Source organism: Blastococcus sp. MG754426 (assembly GCF_021699055.1).
In the GTDB taxonomy this organism is placed as follows: Bacteria; Actinomycetota; Actinomycetes; order Mycobacteriales; family Geodermatophilaceae; genus Blastococcus.
The window spans coordinates 38,238-60,817 of record NZ_SSXC01000016.1; the positions used below are offsets into that span (position 1 = coordinate 38,238).

At 71.9% G+C, this 22,580-nt stretch carries 31 protein-coding genes; 15 read left to right on the plus strand and 16 right to left on the minus strand.

From position 1 onward, the window contains the following. The first annotated feature begins 21 nt into the window (after positions 1–21). From E9549_RS08115 to E9549_RS08145, 7 genes are all read left to right on the plus strand, one after another. Entirely contained in the window at positions 22–561 is a 540-nt protein-coding gene (locus E9549_RS08115; RefSeq protein ID WP_236826032.1) for a dihydrofolate reductase family protein, read from the plus strand. A 71-nt stretch (positions 562–632) separates the two neighbouring features. Beyond that, positions 633–869, plus strand: a complete 237-nt coding sequence (locus E9549_RS08120) for a hypothetical protein (protein ID WP_236826033.1) — start codon at positions 633–635, stop codon at positions 867–869. Between the two features lie 59 nt (positions 870–928). Further along, the gene (locus tag E9549_RS08125) at positions 929–1,261 is read left to right on the plus strand and encodes a hypothetical protein (RefSeq protein ID WP_236826034.1); all 333 of its coding nucleotides are present in this window, start codon (positions 929–931) and stop codon (positions 1,259–1,261) included. Between the two features lie 21 nt (positions 1,262–1,282). Further along, positions 1,283–1,441, plus strand: coding sequence for a hypothetical protein (locus E9549_RS08130; protein WP_236826035.1), 159 nt, complete (start codon positions 1,283–1,285; stop codon positions 1,439–1,441). Positions 1,442–1,475: 34 nt separating this feature from the next. After that, positions 1,476–2,660, plus strand: coding sequence for an FAD-dependent oxidoreductase (locus E9549_RS08135; RefSeq protein ID WP_236826036.1), 1,185 nt, complete (start codon positions 1,476–1,478; stop codon positions 2,658–2,660). A 104-nt stretch (positions 2,661–2,764) separates the two neighbouring features. Then, positions 2,765–3,172 carry a YciI family protein gene (locus E9549_RS08140; protein WP_236826037.1) on the plus strand — a complete coding sequence of 136 codons (408 nt, stop codon included), beginning with the start codon at positions 2,765–2,767 and terminating at the stop codon, positions 3,170–3,172. Beyond that, a complete protein-coding gene (locus tag E9549_RS08145; RefSeq protein ID WP_236826038.1) occupies positions 3,169–4,353 on the plus strand; it encodes an RNA polymerase sigma factor in 1,185 nt (394 codons plus the stop codon). The genes E9549_RS08140 and E9549_RS08145 overlap by 4 nt, the downstream gene beginning before the upstream one ends. On the opposite strand, the gene E9549_RS08150 is transcribed toward E9549_RS08145, so the two are convergent. Next, entirely contained in the window at positions 4,328–4,525 is a 198-nt protein-coding gene (locus tag E9549_RS08150) for a hypothetical protein (RefSeq protein ID WP_236826039.1), read from the minus strand. The genes E9549_RS08145 and E9549_RS08150 overlap by 26 nt on opposite strands. Positions 4,526–4,914: 389 nt before the next feature. Here E9549_RS08150 and E9549_RS08155 point away from each other — a divergent pair, with 389 nt between their 5' ends. After that, positions 4,915–5,274 carry a hypothetical protein gene (locus E9549_RS08155; RefSeq protein WP_236826040.1) on the plus strand — a complete coding sequence of 120 codons (360 nt, stop codon included), beginning with the start codon at positions 4,915–4,917 and terminating at the stop codon, positions 5,272–5,274. 78 nt (positions 5,275–5,352) lie between these two features. After that, complete coding sequence (locus E9549_RS08160; RefSeq protein WP_236826041.1) at positions 5,353–5,604, plus strand: hypothetical protein; 252 nt, start codon at positions 5,353–5,355, stop codon at positions 5,602–5,604. A gap of 121 nt (positions 5,605–5,725) precedes the next feature. Here E9549_RS08160 and E9549_RS08165 read toward each other — a convergent pair whose 3' ends face one another. The 12 genes from E9549_RS08165 to E9549_RS08220 form a co-directional block, all read right to left on the minus strand. Continuing rightward, positions 5,726–6,154 carry a hypothetical protein gene (locus E9549_RS08165; RefSeq protein ID WP_236826042.1) on the minus strand — a complete coding sequence of 143 codons (429 nt, stop codon included), beginning with the start codon at positions 6,152–6,154 and terminating at the stop codon, positions 5,726–5,728. A 135-nt stretch (positions 6,155–6,289) separates the two neighbouring features. Then, positions 6,290–7,222 carry an SEC-C metal-binding domain-containing protein gene (locus E9549_RS08170; RefSeq protein ID WP_236826043.1) on the minus strand — a complete coding sequence of 311 codons (933 nt, stop codon included), beginning with the start codon at positions 7,220–7,222 and terminating at the stop codon, positions 6,290–6,292. After that, complete coding sequence (locus tag E9549_RS08175; RefSeq protein ID WP_236826044.1) at positions 7,219–10,032, minus strand: phage tail tape measure protein; 2,814 nt, start codon at positions 10,030–10,032, stop codon at positions 7,219–7,221. Before E9549_RS08175 ends, E9549_RS08170 begins: the two co-directional genes overlap by 4 nt. Beyond that, positions 10,032–10,352 (minus strand): hypothetical protein, encoded by a 321-nt coding sequence (locus E9549_RS08180; protein ID WP_236826045.1) that lies wholly within the window; start codon positions 10,350–10,352, stop codon positions 10,032–10,034. Before E9549_RS08180 ends, E9549_RS08175 begins: the two co-directional genes overlap by 1 nt. Then, on the minus strand, positions 10,349–10,711 hold the full coding sequence (locus E9549_RS08185) for a P27 family phage terminase small subunit (RefSeq protein WP_236826046.1): 363 nt from the start codon (positions 10,709–10,711) through the stop codon (positions 10,349–10,351). The genes E9549_RS08180 and E9549_RS08185 overlap by 4 nt, the downstream gene beginning before the upstream one ends. 157 nt (positions 10,712–10,868) lie before the next feature. Beyond that, positions 10,869–11,156, minus strand: a complete 288-nt coding sequence (locus E9549_RS08190; protein WP_236826047.1) for a hypothetical protein — start codon at positions 11,154–11,156, stop codon at positions 10,869–10,871. Continuing rightward, positions 11,153–12,028, minus strand: coding sequence for a hypothetical protein (locus E9549_RS08195; RefSeq protein WP_236826048.1), 876 nt, complete (start codon positions 12,026–12,028; stop codon positions 11,153–11,155). Before E9549_RS08195 ends, E9549_RS08190 begins: the two co-directional genes overlap by 4 nt. A 32-nt stretch (positions 12,029–12,060) precedes the next feature. Next, positions 12,061–12,267 (minus strand): hypothetical protein, encoded by a 207-nt coding sequence (locus E9549_RS08200; RefSeq protein ID WP_236826049.1) that lies wholly within the window; start codon positions 12,265–12,267, stop codon positions 12,061–12,063. Next, entirely contained in the window at positions 12,264–12,824 is a 561-nt protein-coding gene (locus E9549_RS08205) for a hypothetical protein (RefSeq protein ID WP_236826050.1), read from the minus strand. The genes E9549_RS08200 and E9549_RS08205 overlap by 4 nt, the downstream gene beginning before the upstream one ends. Continuing rightward, a complete protein-coding gene (locus tag E9549_RS08210; protein ID WP_236826051.1) occupies positions 12,821–13,081 on the minus strand; it encodes a hypothetical protein in 261 nt (86 codons plus the stop codon). The genes E9549_RS08205 and E9549_RS08210 overlap by 4 nt, the downstream gene beginning before the upstream one ends. Continuing rightward, positions 13,081–13,455: a hypothetical protein gene (locus tag E9549_RS08215; protein WP_236826052.1), complete on the minus strand. Its 375-nt coding sequence runs from the start codon at positions 13,453–13,455 to the stop codon at positions 13,081–13,083. Before E9549_RS08215 ends, E9549_RS08210 begins: the two co-directional genes overlap by 1 nt. A 109-nt stretch (positions 13,456–13,564) precedes the next feature. Continuing rightward, positions 13,565–13,768: an AlpA family transcriptional regulator gene (locus E9549_RS08220; RefSeq protein WP_236826053.1), complete on the minus strand. Its 204-nt coding sequence runs from the start codon at positions 13,766–13,768 to the stop codon at positions 13,565–13,567. Between the two features lie 92 nt (positions 13,769–13,860). Here E9549_RS08220 and E9549_RS08225 point away from each other — a divergent pair, with 92 nt between their 5' ends. Beyond that, a complete protein-coding gene (locus E9549_RS08225; protein WP_236826054.1) occupies positions 13,861–14,436 on the plus strand; it encodes a helix-turn-helix domain-containing protein in 576 nt (191 codons plus the stop codon). Next, entirely contained in the window at positions 14,423–15,538 is a 1,116-nt protein-coding gene (locus E9549_RS08230) for a site-specific integrase (protein ID WP_236826055.1), read from the plus strand. Before E9549_RS08225 ends, E9549_RS08230 begins: the two co-directional genes overlap by 14 nt. A gap of 20 nt (positions 15,539–15,558) precedes the next feature. On the opposite strand, the gene ychF is transcribed toward E9549_RS08230, so the two are convergent. Then, on the minus strand, positions 15,559–16,632 hold the full coding sequence (ychF, locus tag E9549_RS08235; RefSeq protein WP_236826056.1) for a redox-regulated ATPase YchF: 1,074 nt from the start codon (positions 16,630–16,632) through the stop codon (positions 15,559–15,561). A gap of 57 nt (positions 16,633–16,689) precedes the next feature. Next, positions 16,690–17,193, minus strand: a complete 504-nt coding sequence (locus E9549_RS08240) for a hypothetical protein (RefSeq protein WP_236826057.1) — start codon at positions 17,191–17,193, stop codon at positions 16,690–16,692. Positions 17,194–17,321: 128 nt separating this feature from the next. Here E9549_RS08240 and E9549_RS08245 point away from each other — a divergent pair, with 128 nt between their 5' ends. The 4 genes from E9549_RS08245 (at position 17,322) to E9549_RS08260 (ending at position 22,214) form a co-directional block, all read left to right on the plus strand. Next, positions 17,322–19,619 (plus strand): MMPL family transporter, encoded by a 2,298-nt coding sequence (locus tag E9549_RS08245; RefSeq protein ID WP_236826058.1) that lies wholly within the window; start codon positions 17,322–17,324, stop codon positions 19,617–19,619. Next, positions 19,616–20,365, plus strand: a complete 750-nt coding sequence (locus E9549_RS08250; protein ID WP_236826059.1) for a DUF2993 domain-containing protein — start codon at positions 19,616–19,618, stop codon at positions 20,363–20,365. The genes E9549_RS08245 and E9549_RS08250 overlap by 4 nt, the downstream gene beginning before the upstream one ends. Before the next feature lie 85 nt (positions 20,366–20,450). After that, positions 20,451–20,861 (plus strand): hypothetical protein, encoded by a 411-nt coding sequence (locus E9549_RS08255; RefSeq protein ID WP_236826060.1) that lies wholly within the window; start codon positions 20,451–20,453, stop codon positions 20,859–20,861. A 75-nt stretch (positions 20,862–20,936) separates the two neighbouring features. Continuing rightward, positions 20,937–22,214 (plus strand): EAL domain-containing protein, encoded by a 1,278-nt coding sequence (locus E9549_RS08260; protein WP_236826061.1) that lies wholly within the window; start codon positions 20,937–20,939, stop codon positions 22,212–22,214. 4 nt (positions 22,215–22,218) lie between these two features. Here E9549_RS08260 and E9549_RS24100 read toward each other — a convergent pair whose 3' ends face one another. Beyond that, complete coding sequence (locus E9549_RS24100) at positions 22,219–22,428, minus strand: HNH endonuclease (RefSeq protein WP_308113071.1); 210 nt, start codon at positions 22,426–22,428, stop codon at positions 22,219–22,221. Positions 22,429–22,580 lie beyond the last annotated feature (152 nt).

Below are 22,580 nucleotides of genomic sequence, written 5' to 3' on the forward strand. Positions count from 1 at the left end.
CGCTCGCTCGAAGGAGACCCCGTGGGACACATCGCCGCTTCCCTGTTCACGACCGTCGACGGCTCGGCGGAGCGCCCCGACCTCTGGCACGGGCCGTACTTCGACGAGGCGATGGGCAAGGCCGTGGACCGGCACCTGGGGCGGTGCGAGTCCTACCTCATGGGGCGGGTGCTGCACGACCAGTGGGCGCAGTACTGGCCGGGCAACGACAGCGACGAGTTCGCCGACTTCATCAACCCCGTCCCGAAGTACGTGCTGTCGACGACGCTGGAGCGCTCCGACTGGGCCGGGACCACGGTGCTGCGGGGCCTGGACGACGTGCGGGCGGTCAAGGAGCGCACCGAGGGGACCATCGGCATGTCCGGCAGCCTCACCACGGTGCGGTCCCTGCTGGCGGCCGGCCTGCTCGACGAGCTGGTGCTGCTGGTCGACCCCGTCGTGGTCTCGGGCGAGCGGCGCTGGACCGACGAGCTGGACCGGACGCCGCTGGAGCTCGTCTCCTCCGAGGCGCTGCCGACGGGGGTGCTGCACGTCGTCTACCGGCCGGCCGGGCAGCGCTGAGACGCCGCGTCGCCGTCGAGTGTTCCGGGCCGCGTCACCCGCCGGACACCTCGGGTGCCCACGCTGGCGCCATGACGGCGAGCCTCTTCGTGATCGGTATCCGGGTCGGGTGGATCGGACCCGACGTCCGGCCCGGTGACGACGGGTTCGCGCGGGCCGCCGACGTCGCGCACGCCGTGGCCAAGCCGGTGGTCGACGGGCTGGAGTCCTCGCTCTGCGGCCAGCTGGTGCGCGCCACCGCCGCGCAGGACTGGCCCTCGGCGCGCCAGGTGGCGCGCTGCGAGGAGTGCGCCCGCCTCGCCGGCTGACCTCCCCCGCGCGCTGACGGGGCCACCGCTCTGCTCGCCGCTCCCCTAGCCTCCGCCACGTGCTCGACACCCCCGCGACCGCCCGTCCTGCCCGCGTCGACCGGTGGCGGCGGCCGGTGCTCGCCCTGGCCGTCCTGGCTCTGCTGTTCTGGGCCGCCTCGTACAGCTGGGTGCTCGGGTTCACCCCGCCCACCCGGTGGTTGAGCGCCACCGCCTCACCGTGGGGGCTCATGGAGGTCGCCGCCCTGGCCACCGGCGCGACCGCCCTGGCCGGCGGGGTCGTGCTGGCCCGGCGCGGAACCGGGCACACGCGGCACACCGGTATCCGGGTGCTCCGGCTGGCCGGCTTCGCGCTGGTCGCGACGACGGTCGGGATGCTCGTCTCCTTCTGAGGGTGCCGCGCTGGGTGTCGCGTGCTCGACGGTGCGGTCGGCGCGCGGCTCGATCCGGGCGGCCCGTTCGAGACGGCGGTGGCCTCCGTCGTCGAGGACGGCCGGATCAGCCGCGTGCACCCGGTTCGGAACCCGCGGGAACTGGGCACGCTCGACGGGGTGTCCGAGCTGCGGCGCTGAGCAGGGGTCCGCGGCCTGATCGCAGGGAGCGGACGTGGCGGGGACGAACGTGCTCATCGTCGGTGGCGGGAACGCCGGGATCTCGCTGGCGGCGCGGTTGCTCCGGGACGGGGTGACCGACGTGACCGTGGTGGCCCCGCAGCCGGTGCACCGGTACAAGCCGCTGCTGAACTACGTCGCCGCCGGCGAGGCGTCGATGGCCGAGCTGGAACGCCCCATGGCCGAGGTCGTCCCGGACGGGTGTTCCTGGATCCGCGACGCCGTCGACGCCGTCGACCCGGTCGCCCGCACCGTCCGCACGCGCGGCGGCCGGACCCTGCACTGGTCGACGCTGGTGCTGTGCCCGGGCCTGGTGGAGGACTGGGACGCGACCCCGGGGTTGCAGCGGGCCTACACCGAGGGGTGGGCGGCCTCCTCCTACGTGCCGGGCAGCACCCCGCTGGTGTGGCCGGGCATCCGGTCGGTGCGGTCGGGGTCTGCCGTCTTCACCGTGCCCCCGGAGCCGGCCTCCTGCGGGCCGACCGCGCTGAAGCCGCTGCTGATGGCGTGCGACCACTGGCAGCGCGCCGGGGTGCTCGGCGACGTCCGGGTCACCCTCGTCCTGCCGGAGGCGACCGCGACGCGGATCCCGGAGGCGGACCGGTACCTCGAGGAGGTGTTCGCCGGCTACGGCGTCGAGGTGCTGCGCGAGGCGCGGATCGAGAGCGTGGACGGCGACCTGCGCTCCGTCGCGGTCGGCTCGCCGGGCGGCCGGCGGGTGCTGGAGGACATCGCCTTCGCGCACGCGGTCCCGCACTACCGGGCACCGCGGTGGATCGCCGACTCCGGTCTCGCGGCCGACGAGGCACCCGGCCTGGTGGACGTCGACCCGGAGACGATGCAGCACCGCCGTCACGGCTCGGTGTGGGGCCTCGGTGACGCCGCCGACCTCGCCACCCGCCCGTCCGGCGGCGCGCTGCGCAAGCAGGTGCACGCGCTGAGCACGAACATCACGGCCGCCGAGACGGGGCGGTCGATGCAGCGCTACGACGGCTACACCGTCATGCCGATCACCGTCAGCCGCCGCAAGCTGATGCTCAACGAGGTCGACCGCGACGACCAGGCGCAGCCGTCGGTGCCCTTCCTGGACCCGTTCGTGCCGCGCCGTTGGCAGTGGCTCTTCGACCGCTACGGGCTGCCGCAGGTGTACTGGCGACGCATCCTCCGCGGCCGGGTCTGACTTCCTCCCCCCAGTTGTCCGCGGCTCGTGTCGAGAAGGCGCGGGCGGTTCCGTCCCCGGGGTGCGACGGCCACGATGGGCCGTATCTCACCAGGGAGAACACCATGGCCAAGTACCTGCTGCTCAAGCACTACCGCGGCGCGCCGGCGGCGGTGAACGACGTCCCGATGGAGAAGTGGACGCCGGAGGAGATCTCGGCCCACGTGCAGTACATGCAGGACTTCGCCGCGCGGCTCGAGGGCACCGGCGAGTTCGTGGACGGGCAGGCGCTCGCCCCGGAGGGCACGTGGGTCCGCTACGACGGCGAGGGCCGGCCGCCGGTCACCGACGGCCCGTTCGCCGAGACGAAGGACCTGATCGCCGGCTGGATGGTGATCGACGTCGACAGCCACGAGCGGGCGGTGGAACTGGCCGGCGAGCTGTCCGCGGCTCCGGGTGCCGGTGGGAAGCCGATCCACGAGTGGCTGGAGCTGCGCCCGTTCCTGACCGCGCCGCCGACCATCACGGAGTGACCGCACCGGTGGACGAGACCCTGCTGCGGGCGGTCGTCCCCACCGTGATCGGGGTCCTCGGCCGCCGCGGAGCCGACTTCGCGGCGGCCGAGGACGCCGTCCAGGAGGCCCTGGTCGAGGCCGTGCGGGTGTGGCCGGCGGGACCACCGCGTGACCCGCAGGGCTGGCTGGTCACGGTGGCCTGGCGGAAGTTCCTCGACGCCACGCGGGCCGAGACGTCCCGGCGGCGGCGCGAGGAACGGGTGGACGCCGAGCCCGCGCCCGGGCCGGGGCAGGAGGCCGATGACTCGCTGCGGCTCTACTTCCTGTGCGCGCACCCGTCGCTGACGCCGGCCTCGGCGGTGGCGCTCACGCTGCGCGCGGTCGGCGGGCTGACCACGCGGCAGATCGCCCAGGCCTACCTCGTGCCCGAGGCGACGATGGCGCAGCGGATCAGCCGGGCCAAGCGGACGGTGTCGGGTGTCCGGTTCGACCGGCCCGGGGACATCGCCACCGTGCTGCGGGTGCTGTACCTGGTCTTCAACGAGGGGTACTCCGGCGACGTCGACCTCGCGGCGGAGGCGATCCGGCTGACCCGGCAGCTCGCGGCCGTCAGCGACCACCCGGAGGTGGCGGGGCTGCTCGCGCTGATGCTGCTGCACCACGCGCGGCGCCCGGCACGCACCCGCCCCGACGGGAGCCTCGTCCCGCTGGCCGAGCAGGACCGCGGCGCGTGGGACACCGCGCTGATCGCGGAGGGGGTCGAGGTGCTCCAGGCGGCGCTGGCGCGCGACCGGCTGGGCGAGTTCCAGGCGCAGGCCGCGATCGCCGCGCTGCACGCCGACGCGCGCACCGCCGAGGAGACCGACTGGGTGCAGGTCGTCGAGTGGTACGACGAGCTGGTGCGGGTCACGGGCAGCCCGATCGCCCGCCTCAACCGGGCGGTCGCGGTCGGCGAGGCCGACGGTGCGCGGGCCGGGCTGGCCGCGCTGGCCGGGCTCGACCCGGCGCTCCCCCGGTACACCGCCGTCGCGGCGTACCTGCACGAGAAGGACGGCGACGTCGCGACCGCGGCGCGGCTCTACGCCGAGGCGGCCCGGTCCGCGCCGAACCTGCCCGAGCGCGAGCACCTCACGCGGCAGGCGGCCCGGCTCAACGCGCTCCTGGGCGGAAGAGCTACCGGTTCTGCCGGCGGGCGATGAGGACCAATCCGCCCACGAGGATCACGATCGGCGCCCAGCCCGGCAGGCCGAAGGGCCCAACGACCAGCTGGATCACGAAGATGGCGAGCTGGAAGGCGACGATGAAGCCCACCAGGAGCAGGAGCCCGAAGAGCAGCGGCCGCTCCGCCTGCAGCTGTCGCAGGTAGTCCATCAGGTCTCCTCGGTCGTGGCTCGCCCCGGCAGCTCCGGGCCACCAGGGACATCGACAGCAGAACGCCGCTGCTGTAGCCCCTGTTCCGCCCCTGCGCCGACGGTCAGACGTTGAAGCGGAACCTATACCCCCGGCTCGCTGACCTGCGAGGACGTAGCCCGCCGGCCGCTGACCTGCGATTACGCCTTCCGACGCTTGTCGTCGTCTGCCGAGGTTTTCCGGCGTCCGGTGCCATGGATGTGCCATCGGGCCACAGTCTCACCCCCGGAACAGCCCCGGCCCGTAACTACTCAGCGCAACCGGATACACACATAGAGACGGCCCCGCCTCGGTGTCACGACCGAGACAGGGCCTTGACCCCTCGCCATCCTCAGAAAGGCCAGAGATCCATGTACGACGCTACCGACCACACCCCCTCCGCGGACGAGATCGTTGCGGCAGTCGCTCGTTTGCAGGAGCGGCACGCCCTTCTGCTTGAGGAGCGCGACGCGCTGCTCGCCGAGCGCGACGACCTGTTGTTCTCGCTCAGCCAGGCCTGGATCGAGGAGGAACTCGTCATCGTGACGATGGACATCCCGCACGGCCGGCGGTGGAGCTTCATCGAGGAGGCGAACGTGCTCGCCATCTCGCCCGATCTGGACGAGGGCACCCGGCGCCGGTTGCTGGCGCAGGTGGAGCCGCCGAAGCTGACGACGTGCGGCGAGTGCGGCGCCCCGCTGTACGAGGGGGCAGCGTGCGGCCTCCACTGACCTGCGACTGACACGACTGAGCCCCCCACCGTCAGCGCGACGGTGGGGGGCTCAGTCGCTCACCTAGGGTCCGATGACATGGTGCGGAAGATCGAGGAACTGCGAGCCACCTCCGACGAGGACCTGATCGCTGAGCACGACGCCAAGGCGGGTCACACCAGCGTCGGCACGTCCTACTACATGGATGAGCTCGAGCGACGTTCGCGGGAGCGAGCGGCTCAGCGAAGCCATGAGCTGGCAGTGCGCTCCTTCTGGCTGGCGATCGCAACTTCGGCACTGTCGCTCGTCGCCGTGGTCGTCTCGGTGCTGGCCCTCGTCCTCGGAAGCTGACCCGCTGCCGTTGCCGCTCTCCGACAGCCGGGCCATTACGCACAGCAACCCCCTGAGAGCCGTTCTAACGGCCTTTCAGGGGGTCGCTGGTGTCAGGGGATGGGCGCGTTTAGTCCCCGCCTCAACCTTCGGTCGCCCGGGTGTCGCTGATGACCATGTTGACCCCGTTGTCCGGGTGGTACGACCAGCTGAACTCGTACCCGTTGTGCTCGGCCTGCTGCACGCCCATCATCGCGTTCGTGCGGTCCATCTGAGCGGTGATGGAACTCGGAACGTCGAGCTGCTCGATCACACACAGGTAGCCGGACGGGTCTCCGTATTCGCTGCCTGTGTCGATCACGATCGTGTTGCCGTCATCCTCGAGGCTCAGGGTTGACCCCCTGTCCACTCGCTTGCACTCCTCGTGCGCACCGGTCAGCCGTAGCTGCTTGGTAGCCACCGTGCCGGACGTCTCGGCGTCAGCGTCACCGCCGCAAGCCGACAACATCGGCATGGCGAGCAGTGCGGCGAGCAGGAGCAGCGTTCCGTTTCGACGGACGTTGGCAGTCACGATTCGTCCCCGTTCCGTAAGAGTCTGCGGAGACTATCCAGAACTACGCGAGCAGGGCGGGACCTCAGGGTCCCGCCCTGCTCGGACGGATGACTGCCCCGCCGGTCCCACGTCCCGGCGGGGCAGTCCCACCTCTCAGGCTACGGCTGTAGCCGACATGTCAGCGTTGATGCTGCAGCAGGCCGCGAAGACCTTGCCCGACTGGCAGGGGCACGGCTCGTCGGCGATCGCAGCCAGGCAGCAGTCGACGAAGCGCCGGCCGCTGTCGCACTCGCACGCCGACGCCTGGGACATCGGGTGCAGCGAGCCGGCCATCATGCGGGCGAAGTCCGACCCGGAGTCGTTGAAGGTGTGGATGCGGCGGGTGGTGGACTCCCCGCGGCGCAGCGCGGTCAGCATGACGTCGCCACCGACGTAGGTCTTCAGACCCGAGTACAGATCGGCCATGGCACGGTCGCGGCGGACGGCCTTGGCCAGGTCGACCCACTCCTCGGGGCGGCGCGGCGCCGGCTGGATGGGCAGCCGACCGAGGGCGGCGACGGCCCGGTCGGCCTGGTCGCCGAGGACGGCAGGCAGGTGACCGCGAAGCCGGTGCAGCTCGAGGTCGCCGGGCCGCCGGTCGAGCGGGCTGGGCATCGCGTACAGGCCATCGAGCTTGGTCGGCGCGAAGCCGTGGTCGGAGGCGAACCCGTAGGCCACGAACCTCTGCCGCTGGGGCGAGTAGCCGACGAGGAAGACGACCGAGGGGGTCACGGTGGCGCTGCGGCCGTGCGCGATGTTCTCGGCGTCCAGGTCGATGCCCAGCTCGGACCACACGTGCGCCAGGTGCGCGGGCGCCTCGCGGGCGAACTCGTCGAAGTCGGCGGCGTGCTGGGCCAGGTAGAGCGCCTGCATGTGCCAGCGGCGCTCGAAGCCGGTCGAGCCCTGGGCGACGATCGCGGCGTCCAGGTGCGGCAGGGGCAGCAGCTTGGACGTGTGGCCCATGCGCGTGGCCGTGTGCGTGTAGGTCAGGGTGTCGGTGATGATCTCCGCCCGGTCGGCGTGGGCGGCGAAGGCGATGAGGGTCATGCTGCGGTCTCCAGTCGGTTGTGGTGTGCGAGGGGGATGAAGGCCGGCCCGCCGGTCTCGGGCTCGGCCCAGACGCGCCAGTCGCCGGCGCGGGCGATCTGCGCGACGTGGTTCTCGGACATGCCGCCGTCTGCGTAGTAGTCGACGACTCCGCCGTCGGCCTCGAAGAACCCGCCTCGCGGGTTGATCGCCTTGCGGCCGACAGCGCGCAGCAGCGGGTTGACGCCAGCCGCCAGCTCCACGCCGTACTGCTGGGCGATCAGTGCGATCGTCGTGGTGCCGGCCTGCAGCTCGCGGGCGGCGGCCTCGGCGGCGCCCTGGCCAGCCTTCGCGGCAATCGCCGCGAGTACGGGCTGCGCCATCGTCAGTTGCGCACCCCAGGCATCGGTGGCTTCCTTCGCCCGAAGCGCAGTGATCTCGTCGAGCCGGTCCAGCTCGGCGTCGGAACGCTTGACCAGTTCAGCGACCAGCGGGGCACCCTCCGGGCCCATGCGCGCCAGCTCATCGAGGGTGCCCTGCGACACGCGGCCGGCGAGGATGAGCATGTTGGTCTGCCAGTTGGTCTGCGCGGTCACCTGCTCCTCGAGGCGGCGCATGTACTCGTCGAAGCTGACCCCGGTGTCGACGACGAAGTCACGCCACGAATCGGCGCCCGCCCCGGCAGCCTCCGCGGCCTTGATTGCGGCCGCCTCCTCGGCTGCCACCTTCTCGTCCAGCAGGGTCGTGTAGACCCCGAGCGGGTTGATGAAGTCGGCGAGCGTGGAACCGAGTTCCTCCGTGCGGGCGATCAGCGCCTGGGTCTCTTCCTCGCCGTAGCCCATCGCAGCGGCATAGCCCTCAATGCTGCCGTAGGCGGCCTCAAGGTTCTGCGCCAGCGCCGCGGTGTTCTGCGCCTGGCGTGCGGCCGACTCGGCAGCCAGCGACTGGTCGTTCTCCACCCCCTTGAGCGCCTCGGTGTAGGCGGGCATCAGGTTCTTGAGGTCCTCGACGGTGCCGCCGCCGCGCTCCCACTCCGCGGACAGGATGGCGAACTGCTCCTTCGCCATCTCCGCGTTGCCGGACTCCACCATCAACGCCAACGACTGGCCCATCTGGTCGAGCTGCTCAAGCAGACGTTCCCGGCTGCCCACACCCTCAGCGGAGCCGAAGGAGATCAGCTCGGCGCCGAAGTTGTTGAGGCGCTCCAGGTTGCTCGGGTCGGTGAGCCGGCGGGCAGCATCGGCCAGGCCGTTGATGTCGTCGGCCAGAGGAGCCGCAGCCGCCGCCCGGAACTGCGCGTCGACCTGCTCCATCGAGTCACCCATGCCCAGCAGGGCTGCGGTCGTCTCTTCCATGGACGCCGGAGCAGTCCCCACCGACGCCTTGAGCGCGTCGACCGCCTGCGACAGTGCGAAGACGACGCCAGCGATGCCGGCGGCCTTGCCCACCTTGCCGAGACCGGAGGCGACGCCGGGCATGGTGCTGCTCAGCGTCTGGAACGCCTTATACGTCTCGATGACCCGGGGGAACACCAGCAGGAACGCGCCCGCGACGAGGGTCCCGACACCGGCGAGGCCGGCGAAGCTGGCGACAAGCGTTTGCGCGGGGTCCGAAAGGTCGGCGAACCAGCCCGCCACGTCGGCCAGGCCACCGGCCAGCTCTGCGAGGACCGGGAGGAAAACCTCGCCGATCTCGATGGCCGCATCGGTGATGTTGTTGCGGGCGATAGCCAGCTTCGACGCGGTGGTGTCGTACCGCTTCGCCGCCTCCTCGACCAGCGCCGAGTTCTGTTCCCACGCCTTGCTGCTCGTGTCGAGCGACGTGGCGAGACCCTCGCTGGCACCCATGAGACGGAGCAGCACCGACGCTTCCTCGGTGCCCTTCAGCCCCAGGTCCGACAGCGTGGCGACCACGTTGCCACCGGACGAATTGACGTCGTCGAGGCCCTGCGTGAACAGGGAGACGGCGCGGATCGGGTCTTCCTCAAACGCGCGAGCGAACTCGGCAGACGAGACGCCCGCGACGTCGGCGAAACCGGCGAGGGCTTCGCCGCCCTCCAGGGTCGCCGTGTGGATCTTCTGGAGCACGCGGGTCATCACGCCGCCACCGAGCTGCGCTTCGATGCCCACGTCGGCCATCGCGGATGCCAGCGCCAGAACGTCGGACTCGGTCGCCCCGACCAGCGCACCGGCGCCGGAGAGACGCTGCGCCATGCTGAGGATGTCCGCCTCAGTCGAGGCACCGGCGTTGCCCAGCGCGACGAGAGAAGCGCCCATGCGGTCGACGTCCTGCGGGGACGTCCGCATGACGTTCATCATCTGCGCGAGGCTGGTGGCCGCCTCGTCGGCGGTGAGGTTCGTCGTCTCACCGAGGTCGATCATCGTGCGGGTGAAGGCGGCCACGTCTTCGCGCTTGACGCCGAGCTGCCCGGCCGCCTCGGCGACCGCGGCGATCTCCTGGTGCGTCGCAGGCAGAGTGCGGGCCAGCCCGCGAAGCTCACCCTCAAGCGTGGCCATCTCCGCCGCAGAACCATCGACGGTCTTGGTCACACCAGCCCAGGCGGACTCCCAGTCAATGGCAGCCTTGATCGTGGCGCCGAGCGCCAGCGTCGTGGCCGCCCCGAAACCGGCGAGCGTGGTGCCGGCCGTGTTCCAAGCCTGCTCGTTCTTCTGCGCAGACTCCGTTAGCCGCCCCAGCGTGGTCGACGCCTCGCGCTGCGTCTTCTCCGCCTGATCCCCGACGCCCTTCACCGACCGCTCGGCCTGCTGCATCTGGGCCTTGAAGTCGGCGATGTTTGCCATCAGCCTGACAACTACGGATCGATCCGCCATCAGCTCGACCCTCCTTTCCTTGCCTCGTTGGCTTCTCGTTCGGCTCGGACCAGTGCCGGCGGCAGGTCCATCTGGTTCAGTGCGACGCGCTCGCGGCCGAGCAGGCCCGGCAGCGGCTCGGCGTGCGTCTCCCGCCACGCGGCCCGGGCACGCAGCCATGCGGCGAAGTCAGCGGCCGTCCACTTGACCGCCCACGGCATCGGGCGCCCGTCCTCCGTCTTCGGCGCCGGCTGCGGCGGCACGAACCGCAGCAGCTCCCGGTGCGGCAGCCCCGCCACCTCGTCCGGGGACGGCTCCACGGGCTTCCTGCGGGCCATCACGCGCCCTTCCTGTGCCCGGCCCACCGCTTACTGGCAGCAGCGCGCCCACGGGCCTGTAGCGGCGTCGGCAGGGACTCGTCGTCCTCGTCAGGGAGAGCCAGCTGAGACAGCAGCCGCCCCAGGGCCAGCCGGTGCTGGCGCAGCTCGCCGACAGCGGGATGCACGCGAGGCTGACCGGTCGATCCCGCCACCGTCGTGCCGTCCTCGGCGATCGCCTTGCGCAGCGACTCGCACTCATCCATCAGCCGGCACGCCTCGGTCAGCAGCTCGAGCTCCGACCGCGACAGCTCGTAGACGTCGGTCGCATGAGCCCAGAAGCTGCGACCCCGGGCCGCCAGCCCGCTCGGAGGCTCAGTCACGGTCAGTCACCGCCCCCGGGTCGGAATCGAGCAAGAGGCATCACCGCACCACGAAGACAGCTCCCGGCGGTCCCGATCTTGATGACCCCCCTTGGGGAAGGCCGCACCCCCTCGCGCCGTCAGTGACGCTCCGTGACCGGCGCGGCTCGCCGTCGCCTCACGCATCGCTGGCCAGCCGTCCGTGCCACCGAGTCCACGACTGCGGCTGTGGTGAGGGCTCGGTGAACTTGATCCGCGTCTCGGCCTGCATCCGACTGAGCACGTCCGCGACAGCGGCAGGATCAGCGACCTGTCGCGGCGGCGGCGCGGCCTGCTGCGACTCACCGGACGCCACGACGTCGAGGTGCGCGAAGTCCTCGAGCTTGGGTCGGGGAACGCGGCTGTCGTGCTGAGCCATTCGCAGCGCTGACTCGAACGCGCGCTGACTCAGCGGCTTGGCGGTCACGCGGCCACCAGCCCGTCACGCTTGGCCTGCTCGGCACGCCGGGCGCGAACCTCGGCGCGGCCCAGCGACAGCTCGGCGTGCGCCTGGCGCAACTGCTCCATGGTGGGCAGCCAGACGTCGTCGCGGTGGGCGATCAACCGCAGCCGTGCCACCCCGCCCGGCTCCTCGTCCACGGCGCCCTCGAACGGCACGTTGGCGAACTCGTGCACGCCGGTGGCGAAGGCGTCGGCCCAGGTCCTCTGGACCACGGCGCGCGTGTCGTACCCGCCGGGCGGGTGCTCCTCGCCGACGACGATGGCGGCCCGCTGAGCGATCCTCAGCCGCTCGTAGCGGGTGGCGAGCACCCCCAGGTCAACCAGGGCCTTCCGCTGGGCGCTGGTGGCGGCTGCGGCCGCTCCAGCGTCGGCGGGGTCCAGGTCGCCGAGGGCCTGGCAGGCGGACCGGATCTCGGTCATCAGGTCGGCGAGCTGGTCGCGCAGGCCGGCCAGGAGCTCGGGGAGCGCGTCGGCGACGGCGGTGTGCCACCCGGCGGTCACGTGCCGGTGCAGGGTGCCGCTGATCTGCATCCGGGCGGCGTCGAGGTCAGCTCGGCGGGTGGCGGCGATGAGTGCCGCGTCGAACTCGGCGGGGTCGACGGGGCGGCCGGTGGTCAGGTCTTCTGCGGCGCGCTTGACGACGTCGGCGACGGTGGGGCCGTCGCGGTACGCCCGCTCGAGGACGGCGAGCCGGTCGGCGGCTCCGATCGTCGTGGTGATCGCCGCGGGGACGGTGGGGAAGTCACCTCGGGCGAGCGCGGCGCGGAACGCGGTGTCGGCGCCGGCGCGGTTGGTCCAGGCCCGGGGGTTGGCCTTGACGGTCTCGGTGGTGGTCATCGGGTCTCCTTCTGGTGTGGTGGTCATCGGGCTTATGGGGTCGTGCGTGATCCCCCGGTGACGCGGGGATCGAGTAGGTCGGCGACGACGTCGACGTGGCGGCACTCGGGGTCGCCGCAGTCGCAGTCCCAGCCGCGGGGGTCCCAGGACACGCGGTGGTCGCCGACGATGGCGAGGACTCCGGGGTCGCGGGCGCGGATGCCGAGCACGCGGAGGAAGCGGACGTTGATGCCGGTCATGCCACTCGCCCCGTCGAGTCGGAAGACGGGCGCTTGAAGGGAGTGGGCTGCCACTCGCCTCCGTTGCTGCCGTCTGTAGAGGCGCGGTCGGCTTCACCGACAGCACGGCTCCCGATCGGCGCAGGCTGTGTGCCGTGGGTTTTGTAAGTAGTGCGCGCGCGTATGGGTGTCGTATCGCGGCACCCTGAGGCCGGTTCCTGGGTGTCGTTCTGAGGGTGTCGCAATCCCGATACCTCAACCTCGGGTCGAGGGTGTCGTGATGCGGCACCCTGACCGCTGGGGAAGCTCGCCGCGTACTGCATCGTCTGGCCGTTCTTGCCGCCAGCGACCCGCGTCAGCAGACCGGCTTTGACGGCCTCCCCGATGCGGACGGTCACGCGGTGCTCGGCGATGTCCAGCGCCTTCGCCAGCTCGGCCCGCGGCACCTTGACGTGCCCCAGGTCGGTCATGTGGCAGACGGCGATGTAGGCGAGCAGCTCACGGCAGGACCCGCTGACGCCGTGGTGACGGATCACCAGGCGGTACCAGCGGTCCCGCACGTTCTGCCGGCGGCTCACCGGTCGACCGAACTCAGCTCGACGATCCGCCGGTCGCGGTGCTCGAGCAGGGCCAGCAGGTCCCCGACCCGGTTGATCGGGCACATGAGCACGCCCTTGCGGTCCGGATGCCAGTCGCGCATCCGGGCGATGTCCAGCTCCTCGAGGAGTCGGACGAGGCCCCGGCCGTACAGCCAGCACGACCGGGCGCCGACCTCGATGCGGACAGTGGCCCGCTGGTGGGGCTCCTCGAACAGGCGCAGCGGTCGGACCCCCATCAGGCCACCTCCCGCATCCGGGCGGCGCTCTCGCGGGCTCTGGCGGCCCGCTCGGGCTCACCGCGGCGTTCGCACAGCTCGGCGAACGTGGGGCGGTCGGCGGTGCGCCGCACCTCGGCGACGATCTCCGGGGACCAGACGGCCGGCTCCTCGTAGTCGCGGGCGGCGTCGAGCTCGATGCGCAGCCTGAGAGCCACTTCGGCCGGGTCGGTGTAGGTCCGCCAGCACTCGGCGGCGATGACGCACGCGGCGACCTTCGCCCGGCTGCCGTCGGGCAGCGCAGCCCACTCCGCCGATCCGTAGTCGGGGATCGGCTGGCCTGCGGCCTGGATGAGTGCGCTCGCCCAAGGGAGCGCGCTAGGGATGACGCTCATGGGGCGCCTCCGCTACTCTCGAGCGCGAGACCTGCCGCCATGTGGATCTCGCTTCCGCCCTCGCTCAGCGCCAACTGAGCGGGGGCGTTCTGCTTCTGCTGTAGGGCCATTAGGCGGCCCCCGCTCGAGGCTGATCCGCCTGCTGGTCGAGCCAGGCATCGACGTCAGTTCGGCGGTAGCGGACATGCTTGCCGACGCGCATTCCACGGGGACCGGAGCCCTTTGTGCGCCACTGGTACAGCGTTCCGAGGGGAACGCCGAGGAAGTCGGCGAGCTCCTGAGCACTCAGGAGGCGATCGATGGCTTGTGTCACTGAGACACATCCTCTCCGTCGGTTGTGTGACGACGAAAAGAGGATGGCAGCCTGTGTTGCCAGATGTCAACGGATACACGTAGAGTGTCCTCATGACACAGCCGCCGCCGTGGCCTAAGAGGCTGACGGCGACCATCGCCGATCAGGTTCAACGCACCCGCGTCGCCCAAGGACTCAGCGCCCAACAGCTGGCAGACATCACCGCAGAGCTCGGTTACGCGATCCCTAGGTCCGTCATCGCCAATCTCGAGTCCGGCCGCCGTGACACGGTGTCGGTCGCTGAGCTGATCGTGCTCGCCCGGGCCCTGCGCATCCCTCCGCTTCTCTTGGCCCTCCCCATCGGACGCCTCGACACGGTTGAGCTACTGCCCGGAGTTGATGCTGCGACCTGGCCAGCGGCCAAGTGGTTCGCGGGCGACGGTGCGTTCCCAGGGGAGGGTTTCGCCGCGTCGAACAACTCTGTGATCAAGGACTTCCGGGCGCAGGATCAAGCTCTCGACGAGTGGCGCCGGTCGAAGCGACGGGCCGATGAAGGACGCCTTCGACTGATCGAGGAGTCGCTCGAGCGCATCCGCGCCGACATTCGGGAGTGGGGATGCGACCCCGGCCCGCTCCCGGCTGAACTCTCGCACCTAGAGGACGAGAACGGTCGGCATGGCGAGCGTTGAGCCTCGGCTGACCCGTCGGAATGGCCGCGACGCCAAGGTCTACGACGTCCGGTTCCGCGACCCTGACGGGCGCCAGCGCAAGAAGACGTTTGGCAAGAAGGGGGACGCCGACCGGTTCGCCGCCACCGTCGAGGCGGACAAGCTCCGGGGTCAGTACGTCGACCACAGCCACCGCGTCACCGTCGCCGAGTACGCCCGTGCGTGGGCCTCGGCCCGCCCGCACCGGCCGACAACGGCGCGGCGAGTATCCAGCCTCATCGAGACGCACATCGCCGGCACGAAGCTCGGCGACCGGCGGCTGTCTGCCGTCCGACCGTCCGAGGTGCAGGCATGGGCATCGGACCGGGCTCAGGTGCTCGCCCCATCCACCCTGCGGAACCTGGTGTCGCTGCTGCGGTCGATCTACGCCAGCGCCGTGCTGGATCGGCTGACGGCGTCCTCGCCCGTGGTGCGGGTGGCACTCCCCCGGCATGAGCGTCCCCGGGTCATCCCGCTCACTGTGCCCCAGGTGCAGGCGCTCGCCGACGCCATGCCGGCGCGCAACCGGGCGATGGTGCTGACTCAGGCAGGGCTCGGCCTGCGGATTGGGGAGCTGCTGGCCCTCCGGGTCGAGGACGTCGACTTCCTGCGGCGCACGGCTCGCGTCGAGTGGCAGATCGCGCCCGGCGCCAAGATGCGGTCGGAACCGAAGACGCCGCGGTCACGCCGAACGGTCCCACTCCCCCAGGTCGTAGCCGACGCGCTGGCCGCCCACCTGGCCGAGTTCCCGGCCGGCGAAGACGGGTCGATCTTCACGACCACCACCGGAGCGGTTTACCGGCACGACTACTACGGGTCGATGATCTTCGCCGCAGCGGTCGAAAAGGCGGGGCTGCCGACGGGGACGACAAGCCACGACCTGCGGCACCACTACGCCTCGGTGCTCCTCGCGGCCGGCGAGTCAGTCGTGGCGGTCGCCGAACGCCTGGGCCACGAGAACGCGACGCTCGTCCTAAAGACCTACGGACACCTGATGCCCGACTCCGAGGACCGCACCCGTCGAGCAGTCGACGAAGCGTGGTGTGCCACCACGGTGCCATTAGCTCAGGCCACGGCCCGCTGACCTGCACAGATATTGAGGATCTAGACGTTGAAGCGGAACTCCACCACGTCGCCGTCGGCCATGACGTAGTCCTTGCCCTCCATGCGCACCCAGCCCTTGGACTTGGCCTCGGCCATGGAGCCGGCCTCGACGAGCTGGTCGTAGCTGACGATCTCGGCCTTGATGAAGCCGCGCTGGAAGTCGGTGTGGATGACGCCGGCGGCCTGCGGGGCGGTGGCGCCGACCGGGATCGTCCAGGCCCGGGCCTCCTTCGGCCCGGCGGTCAGGTAGGTCTGCAGCCCGAGGGTGCGGAACCCCACCTTGGCGAGCTGGTCGAGGCCCGGCTCGTTCTGCCCGATCGACTCCAGCAGCTCGGCGGCCTCCTCGGCCGGCAGCTCGATGAGCTCCGACTCGGTCTGCGCGTCGAGGAAGATGGCCTCGGCCGGGGCCACCAGCGCGCGCAGCTCGTCGAGCACCGCGGCGTTGCCCAGCTCGTCGGCGTCGACGTTGAAGACGTAGAGGAACGGCTTGGTCGTGAGCAGCGTCAGCTCGCGCAGCGGCTCGGGGTCGACGCCGGCGGAGAAGAGGGTCTTGCCCTCGTCGAGCACCTTCTGCGCTTCCTGGGCCGCGGCGAGCAGCGCGGCGCGCTCCTTGTCCTTCTTGGCTTCCTTCTCCAGCCGCGGGACCGCCTTCTCCAGCGTCTGCATGTCGGCCAGCACCAGCTCGGTGTTGATCGTCTCGATGTCGTCGGCCGGGCTGACCTTGCCCTCGACGTGCACGACGTCGGGGTCGGTGAAGACGCGGATGACCTGGCAGATCGCGTCGCTCTCGCGGATGTTCGCCAGGAACTTGTTGCCCAGACCCTGACCCTCGCTCGCGCCGCGCACGATCCCGGCGATGTCGACGAAGGAGACCGTCGCCGGGATGATCTTCTGGCTGCCGAAGATCTCCGCCAGCTTCTCCAGCCGCGGGTCGGGCACGCCCACCACGCCGACGTTCGGCTCGATCGTCGCGAACGGGTAGTTCGCCGCGAGGACGTCGTTCTTGGTCAGGGCGTTGAAGAGCGTCGACTTGCCGACGTTGGGCAGGCCGACGATCCCGATGGTGAGACTCACGGGAGACCAGCCTACGGCGCCCGCGGCCGGGGCCCCTGACCGCCGGGGCGACGCCGGTCAGTCGGTGGCCGACGGGCTCCCCGGAGCCGGCGGACCCGTCGTCGGCGACGACGGGGCGGGGACGGCGGCGGTCGGGCCGCCGCCCGTCCCCGCCCGCACCTCGCAGGTCTCCAGGCTGGCCTGGAGGCGCCGTTGCAGGGGCTGCAGACGCCGCACGACCTCGTCCATCCGGGCGGCGTTGAGGGCGACGATCGCCTCGCCCATCTCGTCGACGAGCTGGGCGACGTCCTGCGCCGCGTTGACGGCCTGCAGGCAGTCGTCGTCGATGGTCACCCGGCCGGTGGCGCCACCCTCCGCGGCGCCGCCGCCGGCCCCGAGCGGGTCGTCGGCGCGGTCCAGCGGCACCGGGTTGGCGACGACGACGGTGCCCCCGCTGAGCAGCCCGACGAGCACCGCGCCGAGGAACAGGCCGGCGAGGAACGCGCCGGCCCTTCCCCACCAGCGCAGGGCGCGCCGCCACCCCTCGCGGGGCTCCGGTGACCTCGTGCCGGACTCGGCCATGGTCGACCCTCCGCTCGCCGGGCAGGCCCGTCCGCCCCCGGTTACCCTGCGCCTGCGGTGCCAACCGGGGATTGGGCCAGGCTGGAGGGCCAGGTGCGCGGTCCGACGACGACTCCCCCGCCGCCGGCATGAACCCCGGCGGACGGCCTGCCTCGCGCGCCCCCGGGCCGCTCCGCCTGCTCGCCCGCGCCTACCGCACCGCCGTCGTCAAGGCCCGCTGGTTCGTCGTCGTGGGGTGGATCCTCGCCACCGTCTGGGTGTCGGCCGCCCTGCCCACGGCCAGCAGCAGCGGCGGCGGGGGCATCGGCTCGCTGGTCCCGTCCGACAGCCCCGTCGTCGAGGCGCAGCAGCGCAGCCTGCAGCTGTTCCGGCTCCCGGTCCTGTCCGACACCTCGGTGGTGGTGCACGACCCGGGCGGCCTGAGCGTGCTCACCCGCGCCGACGTGGCGCTGTGGGCGTTGTCGTACACGCAGGCCTACCTCGAGGGCACCGTGCCCCGGGAGCGCGGGCACGTCGCCGCGGCCGTCCCGATCCCCACGGGCACCCCGGACACCGCGGTCACCTACCTCTACGTCACGCCGTTCACCTCCCTGGCGCAGACGACGGCGCTCGCCCGCCAGTACGCCGCGCACTTCGAGAACCAGCCGGGCGTGCAGACCTACGTGACCGGGGTGGTCCCGGCGCAGATCCAGCAGGTGTCCTACCTGCAGTCGCGGATCCACGTGTTCGAGGTGGCCACGCTCGTCCTCATCGCCGTCGTCGTGGGGCTGGTCTTCCGGTCGGTCGTCGCCCCCTTCGTGGTGCTGTTCACCGCCGGGCTGGGCTACCTGGTCGCCATCCGCAGCCTCGGGGTGCTGGCGGCGGCGTTCGGCTTCTCCCTGCCCGACCAGGTCCAGCCGCTCATCGCGGCGCTCCTCATCGGCGTGATCACCGACTACTGCGTGCTGTTCTTCTCCGGGCTGCGCCGGGAGCTCGACCGGGGCCTGCCCCGTCTGGAGGCCGCTCGCGCCGCCGTCGCCGTGGAGGGGCCGATCGTCTTCGCCGCCGGCGTCACGGTCGCGGCGGGGACGGCGGCGCTGCTGGCGGCCGACTACGAGTTGTTCCGCGCGTTCGGCCCCGCGCTGTCGCTGACGGTGGTCATCGGGGTCGTCGTCTCGCTCACCCTCGTGCCGGCGATGCTCGCCATCCTCGGCCGGTGGCTGTTCGTGCCCGGCGCCGAGCGCCCGCGGCCGGCGCCCTCGGTCCGCGGCGCCGGCCCGCTGGTCCGCATCGTGGTCAGCCGGCGCGGCGCGGCGGTGGCGGCCCTGCTCGGGTGCGCCGTGCTCGTCGTGGCCGCCCTGCCCCTCGGCTCGCTGCGCCTGGACCTGTCGTTCACCGGCGGCCTGCCCGAGGACGACCCGGTCAGCCGCGGCGCCGCGGTGCTCGAGGAGGCCGGGGTCCGGGGGGTGGTGGCGCCCACCGAGATCATCCTGGAGCGGCCGGGTATCGCCCAGGACCGCGCCGCGCTGGAGGCCGTGCAGCGCGCGCTCGCCGCCCAGCCGGGGGTGGCGACCGTGCTCGGGCCCGCGCAGAACCCGCTGCCCGACACCTACGGCGTCGTCTTCTCCGCCGACGGCGACGCCGCGCGCTTCGTCGTCGTCCTCGACAGCGACCCGCTGGCCGCCGAGGCGATCGAGGACCTGCGGCGGATCGAGGACCGGCTCGACCCGCTGCTCGCGGACGCCGGCCTCGGGGACGCCGAGGTGCTGGTCACCGGCCAGACCGCGATCGCCGCCGAGCTCGCGGACATCACCCGCCAGAACCTGCGCTACACGCTGCTGGCCGCGCTCGTCGTCGAACTGCTGGTGCTTGTCTTCTACCTGCGCGCGCTCGTCGCCCCGATCGCGCTCCTGTTCACCAGCGCCCTCGGCGTCGCGGCGGCCATGGGGCTGACCGTCCTGGTGTTCCAGGGGTGGCTCGGCGACCCGGGGCTGACCTTCTACGCCCCCTTCGCCACCGCCGTCCTGCTGCTGGCGCTGGGCTCGGACTACAACGTGTTCGCGGTCGGCTCCATCTGGGAGGCCGCGAACCGGATGCCGCTGAGCAAGGCGATCTCCTTCGCCATGCCGGCCACCGCACGGGCGATCAGCGCGGCGGGGGTGATCCTCGCGACGACCTTCGCGATGGTGGCCATCATCCCGCTCGACACCTTCCGCCAGGTCGCTTTCACGATGAGCGTCGGCCTGCTCATCGACACCTTCCTCGTGCGGCCGGTGCTCACCCCGGCCCTGCTCACCCTCCTGGGTCGCTGGGCCAGCTGGCCCAGCCGCCGCATCCACACCGAGGCGATCTCCCGGGAGGAGCTGCGCGACACCGCCGTCACCGCGGCGCGTTCCCCCACGGGCCGGCGGGTGGACGAGCAGACCCTGGAGGCCGCCGGACGATGAGCACCGCGACCGGCTCCCGGACGTGGCGGCGGCCGCGGCGCTCGACGCTGCTCCTGGCCGCGAGCGTCGCCCTCGGCGTCCTGCTGTTCCTGTGGGGGGCCGACCGGCTGGCCCGTTGGGCGGCGGAGGGCCTGCTGGCGCGCAACGTGCAGCTGGCCACCGGCGTCCTCACCCGGCCGGAGGTCGAGGTGCACGGCACGTTCTTCCTTCCCCAGCTGCTCGCCGGGAGGTACGAACGCGTCGACGTCCTGGTCGAGGACCTGCGCGCCGGGCCCCTGCGCATCGAGCAGGTGGACGCCGAGCTGACCGGCGTCCACGTCCCCTTCCACGACCTGCTGACCCAGGACGTGGACGTCGTCTACCTGGAGCGCACCCGCGAGGTGGCGACGCTGACCTACGACGACCTGAACGCCTACCTGGAGGCGACGGGCCGCCCGATCAGCCTCGCGGGCCGGCCGGACGGGGAGGCGCTGGTGACCGGGTCGGTGGAGGTGCTCGGCCGCCGGCTCTCCGCCTCCGCGCGGGCGGTCATCGCGGCCGAGGACGGCGACCTCGCGGTGCGGCCCACGCAGATCGACACCGCCACCTTCCTGGACGACGCCAGCCGGCTGCTGCTGCGACAGCGGTTCACCGCCGTCATCCCGATGGACCCGCTGCCGTTCGGCCAGGAGCTGACCGACGTCGGCATCGGCGAGGACCGCGTCACCGTCGAGGCCGGCGGTGCCGGGGTCATCGTGCGGCCTTGATGACGAGAAAGTGACCCAGATCACAGTAGCGTGACGTTCGGTCAGCTGGGCCGCGGCGCGATACCGGCCGACCTAGCCTCGATCCATGGCCACCACACACACGCGAAGGCTCACCCGCGGGGCGCTTGCCGCGGGTGCGGTGCTGCTCTTCCCGCTGGCGGGGTGCTCGGGCGAGGAGCCGAACACCGGCACGTCCGTGCTGGATGACACCGGTGCCGCGGCGACGTCGGCGAGCGAGGCAGCGGGCGCAGTGGGCGACGCCGTCGACTGCTCCGGGACCTCCTGCTCGGTGACGCTGAGCTCCGACACCCAGTCGGTCGAGATCCTCGGCACGAACGTCACGTTCGGTGGGGTCCAGGACGGCGAGGCGACCTTCAGCGTGGGCGACCAGGAGGTCTCCTGCACCGAGGGCCAGAGCGTCGGGGCCGGACCGCTGACGATGGAGTGCACGACCGTCTCCGACGACAGCGTCACGTTCACCGCCTCGCTGGGCTGACGTCGTCCGGGCACCTCACCCCGACGGGTGAGGTGCCCGCTCCAGGGACCCGGCCCGCAGGCCGACGACCCAGGGGTGGGCAAGCACCGCACCGACACCGAGCAGCAGATCGCCGACCTGCTGCGGACGGCGAAGAAGTCGCTCCGCCTCTCCGTGGCCTTCCTCTCCCGGCTCGACGGCACCACCCAGCACCTCGAGGTGGTCGAGTCCTCGGTGCCCTTCCTCTTCCAGGAGGGGGTCACGCAGGTGCAGGAGACGTCGCTGTGCCAGGCGATCCTGGACCGGAAGCTGCCCGCGGTCATCCCCGACCTCCGGAAGCACCCCGAGGCGATGAAGCTGCCGGCCGCACGCATGCCGCGCATCCGCAGCTACGTCTCGGTGCCGGTCACGCTCTCCGACGGCACCCTCTACGGCACCTTCTGCGCCGCGGGCCTGACCACCGACAAGGACCTGACCAAGCGCGACAAGGCGCTGATGGACGTCCTCGCGTCGGCCGCGTCGGTGATCATCGAGCCGCAGGTCAGGGAGGAGCACCGGCGCACGGGCATCGAGGGCCGGCTGGTGCCCCTCATCGCCACCGGCGGGCCTGTCGTCGCGCTGCAGCCGATCGTCGACCTCGCCACCGGTGTCCGGGTGGGCGCCGAGGCGCTCAGCCGGTTCCCCGGCGAGTGGCAGCAGGCGCCCGACGTCGTCTTCGAGGAGGCGCACAGCGTCGGCCTGGGCGACCGGCTCGAGCTGCTCGCCCTGCGCCGCGCCGCCGACCTCCTCCGGCACACCGAGGGGTACGTGGCGATGAACGTCTCACCGGGCACGTTGCTGACGCCGGACTGCGCCGCACTGCTCGCCGAGCTGCCCCTGGAGCGCGTGCTGCTGGAGCTCTCCGAGCACGACCCGGTCGACGACTACGACACGCTCGCCGCCACCCTCGCCCCGTTCCGGGCGGCCGGGCTGCGGCTGGCGATCGACGACGTGGGCGCCGGCTTCTCCTCGCTCCGCCACATCGTGCTGACCTCGCCCGACGTCATCAAGCTCGACCGCAGCATCGTCAGCGGTCTGGACACCGACCCGGTGCGCACCGTGCTGGTGCGCTCCCTGGTCGACTTCGCCCGCGGGCTGGAGGCGCGCGTCGTCGCCGAGGGCGTCGAGACGGCGACCGAGGCCGAAGCACTGCGGACCCTCGGGGTCGACCACGGCCAGGGCTGGCACTTCGGACGGCCGGCCGTGCCCGAGCCCCAGCCGCCGGCACCCGGGCAGGCCGACGCCGCGCAGCCGGACGCCGGGCGATCGGTGCACCCCGAAGGGATCCCCCGGCCCCGGTCGGAGCGCGGTCAGGTGGAGGTCGAGCGGGCGTGACGGGTCAGCCGGCTCGGGAGTTGGCCGGTTCGGCGGTGATGCGGGGCAGGATGAGGATCTCGGTGCTGTCGGGCCGGTAGGTGCGCCATCGGCCGTCGGGTCGGCGTTCGATCCGGAATCCGTGATGCACCTTGGTGTGATGCCGTTCGCACAGCAGCCCTGAGTTCTCCAGCGAGGTCTCCCCGCCGTCGGCCCAGTGCACCAGGTGGTGCACGTCGCACCAGTGGGCAGGGGCGTCGCAGCCGGCGAATGAAAGGACCCCTCCGCCCCCCCGCCACTCGCAGGCTCGCGGCGGGCCCCTGCGGAGGGGCCGGGGTGCGGCCCACGTCCAGGGGCTGACCCTCGGGGCCCAGCACGATGCGGGTG

Coding starts and splice junctions, on each gene's coding strand:
- E9549_RS08120 (WP_236826033.1), top strand. CDS start 633: ATGACGGCGAGCCTCTTCGTGATCGGTATCCGGGTCGGGTGGATCGGA.
- E9549_RS08140 (WP_236826037.1), top strand. CDS start 2,765: ATGGCCAAGTACCTGCTGCTCAAGCACTACCGCGGCGCGCCGGCGGCG.
- E9549_RS08150 (WP_236826039.1), bottom strand. CDS start 4,525: ATGGACTACCTGCGACAGCTGCAGGCGGAGCGGCCGCTGCTCTTCGGG.
- E9549_RS08155 (WP_236826040.1), top strand. CDS start 4,915: ATGTACGACGCTACCGACCACACCCCCTCCGCGGACGAGATCGTTGCG.
- E9549_RS08160 (WP_236826041.1), top strand. CDS start 5,353: ATGGTGCGGAAGATCGAGGAACTGCGAGCCACCTCCGACGAGGACCTG.
- E9549_RS08170 (WP_236826043.1), bottom strand. CDS start 7,222: ATGACCCTCATCGCCTTCGCCGCCCACGCCGACCGGGCGGAGATCATC.
- E9549_RS08175 (WP_236826044.1), bottom strand. CDS start 10,032: ATGGCGGATCGATCCGTAGTTGTCAGGCTGATGGCAAACATCGCCGAC.
- E9549_RS08195 (WP_236826048.1), bottom strand. CDS start 12,028: ATGACCACCACCGAGACCGTCAAGGCCAACCCCCGGGCCTGGACCAAC.
- E9549_RS08200 (WP_236826049.1), bottom strand. CDS start 12,267: ATGACCGGCATCAACGTCCGCTTCCTCCGCGTGCTCGGCATCCGCGCC.
- E9549_RS08210 (WP_236826051.1), bottom strand. CDS start 13,081: ATGGGGGTCCGACCGCTGCGCCTGTTCGAGGAGCCCCACCAGCGGGCC.
- E9549_RS08215 (WP_236826052.1), bottom strand. CDS start 13,455: ATGAGCGTCATCCCTAGCGCGCTCCCTTGGGCGAGCGCACTCATCCAG.
- E9549_RS08225 (WP_236826054.1), top strand. CDS start 13,861: ATGACACAGCCGCCGCCGTGGCCTAAGAGGCTGACGGCGACCATCGCC.
- E9549_RS08230 (WP_236826055.1), top strand. CDS start 14,423: ATGGCGAGCGTTGAGCCTCGGCTGACCCGTCGGAATGGCCGCGACGCC.
- E9549_RS08240 (WP_236826057.1), bottom strand. CDS start 17,193: ATGGCCGAGTCCGGCACGAGGTCACCGGAGCCCCGCGAGGGGTGGCGG.
- E9549_RS08245 (WP_236826058.1), top strand. CDS start 17,322: ATGAACCCCGGCGGACGGCCTGCCTCGCGCGCCCCCGGGCCGCTCCGC.
- E9549_RS08250 (WP_236826059.1), top strand. CDS start 19,616: ATGAGCACCGCGACCGGCTCCCGGACGTGGCGGCGGCCGCGGCGCTCG.
- E9549_RS08255 (WP_236826060.1), top strand. CDS start 20,451: ATGGCCACCACACACACGCGAAGGCTCACCCGCGGGGCGCTTGCCGCG.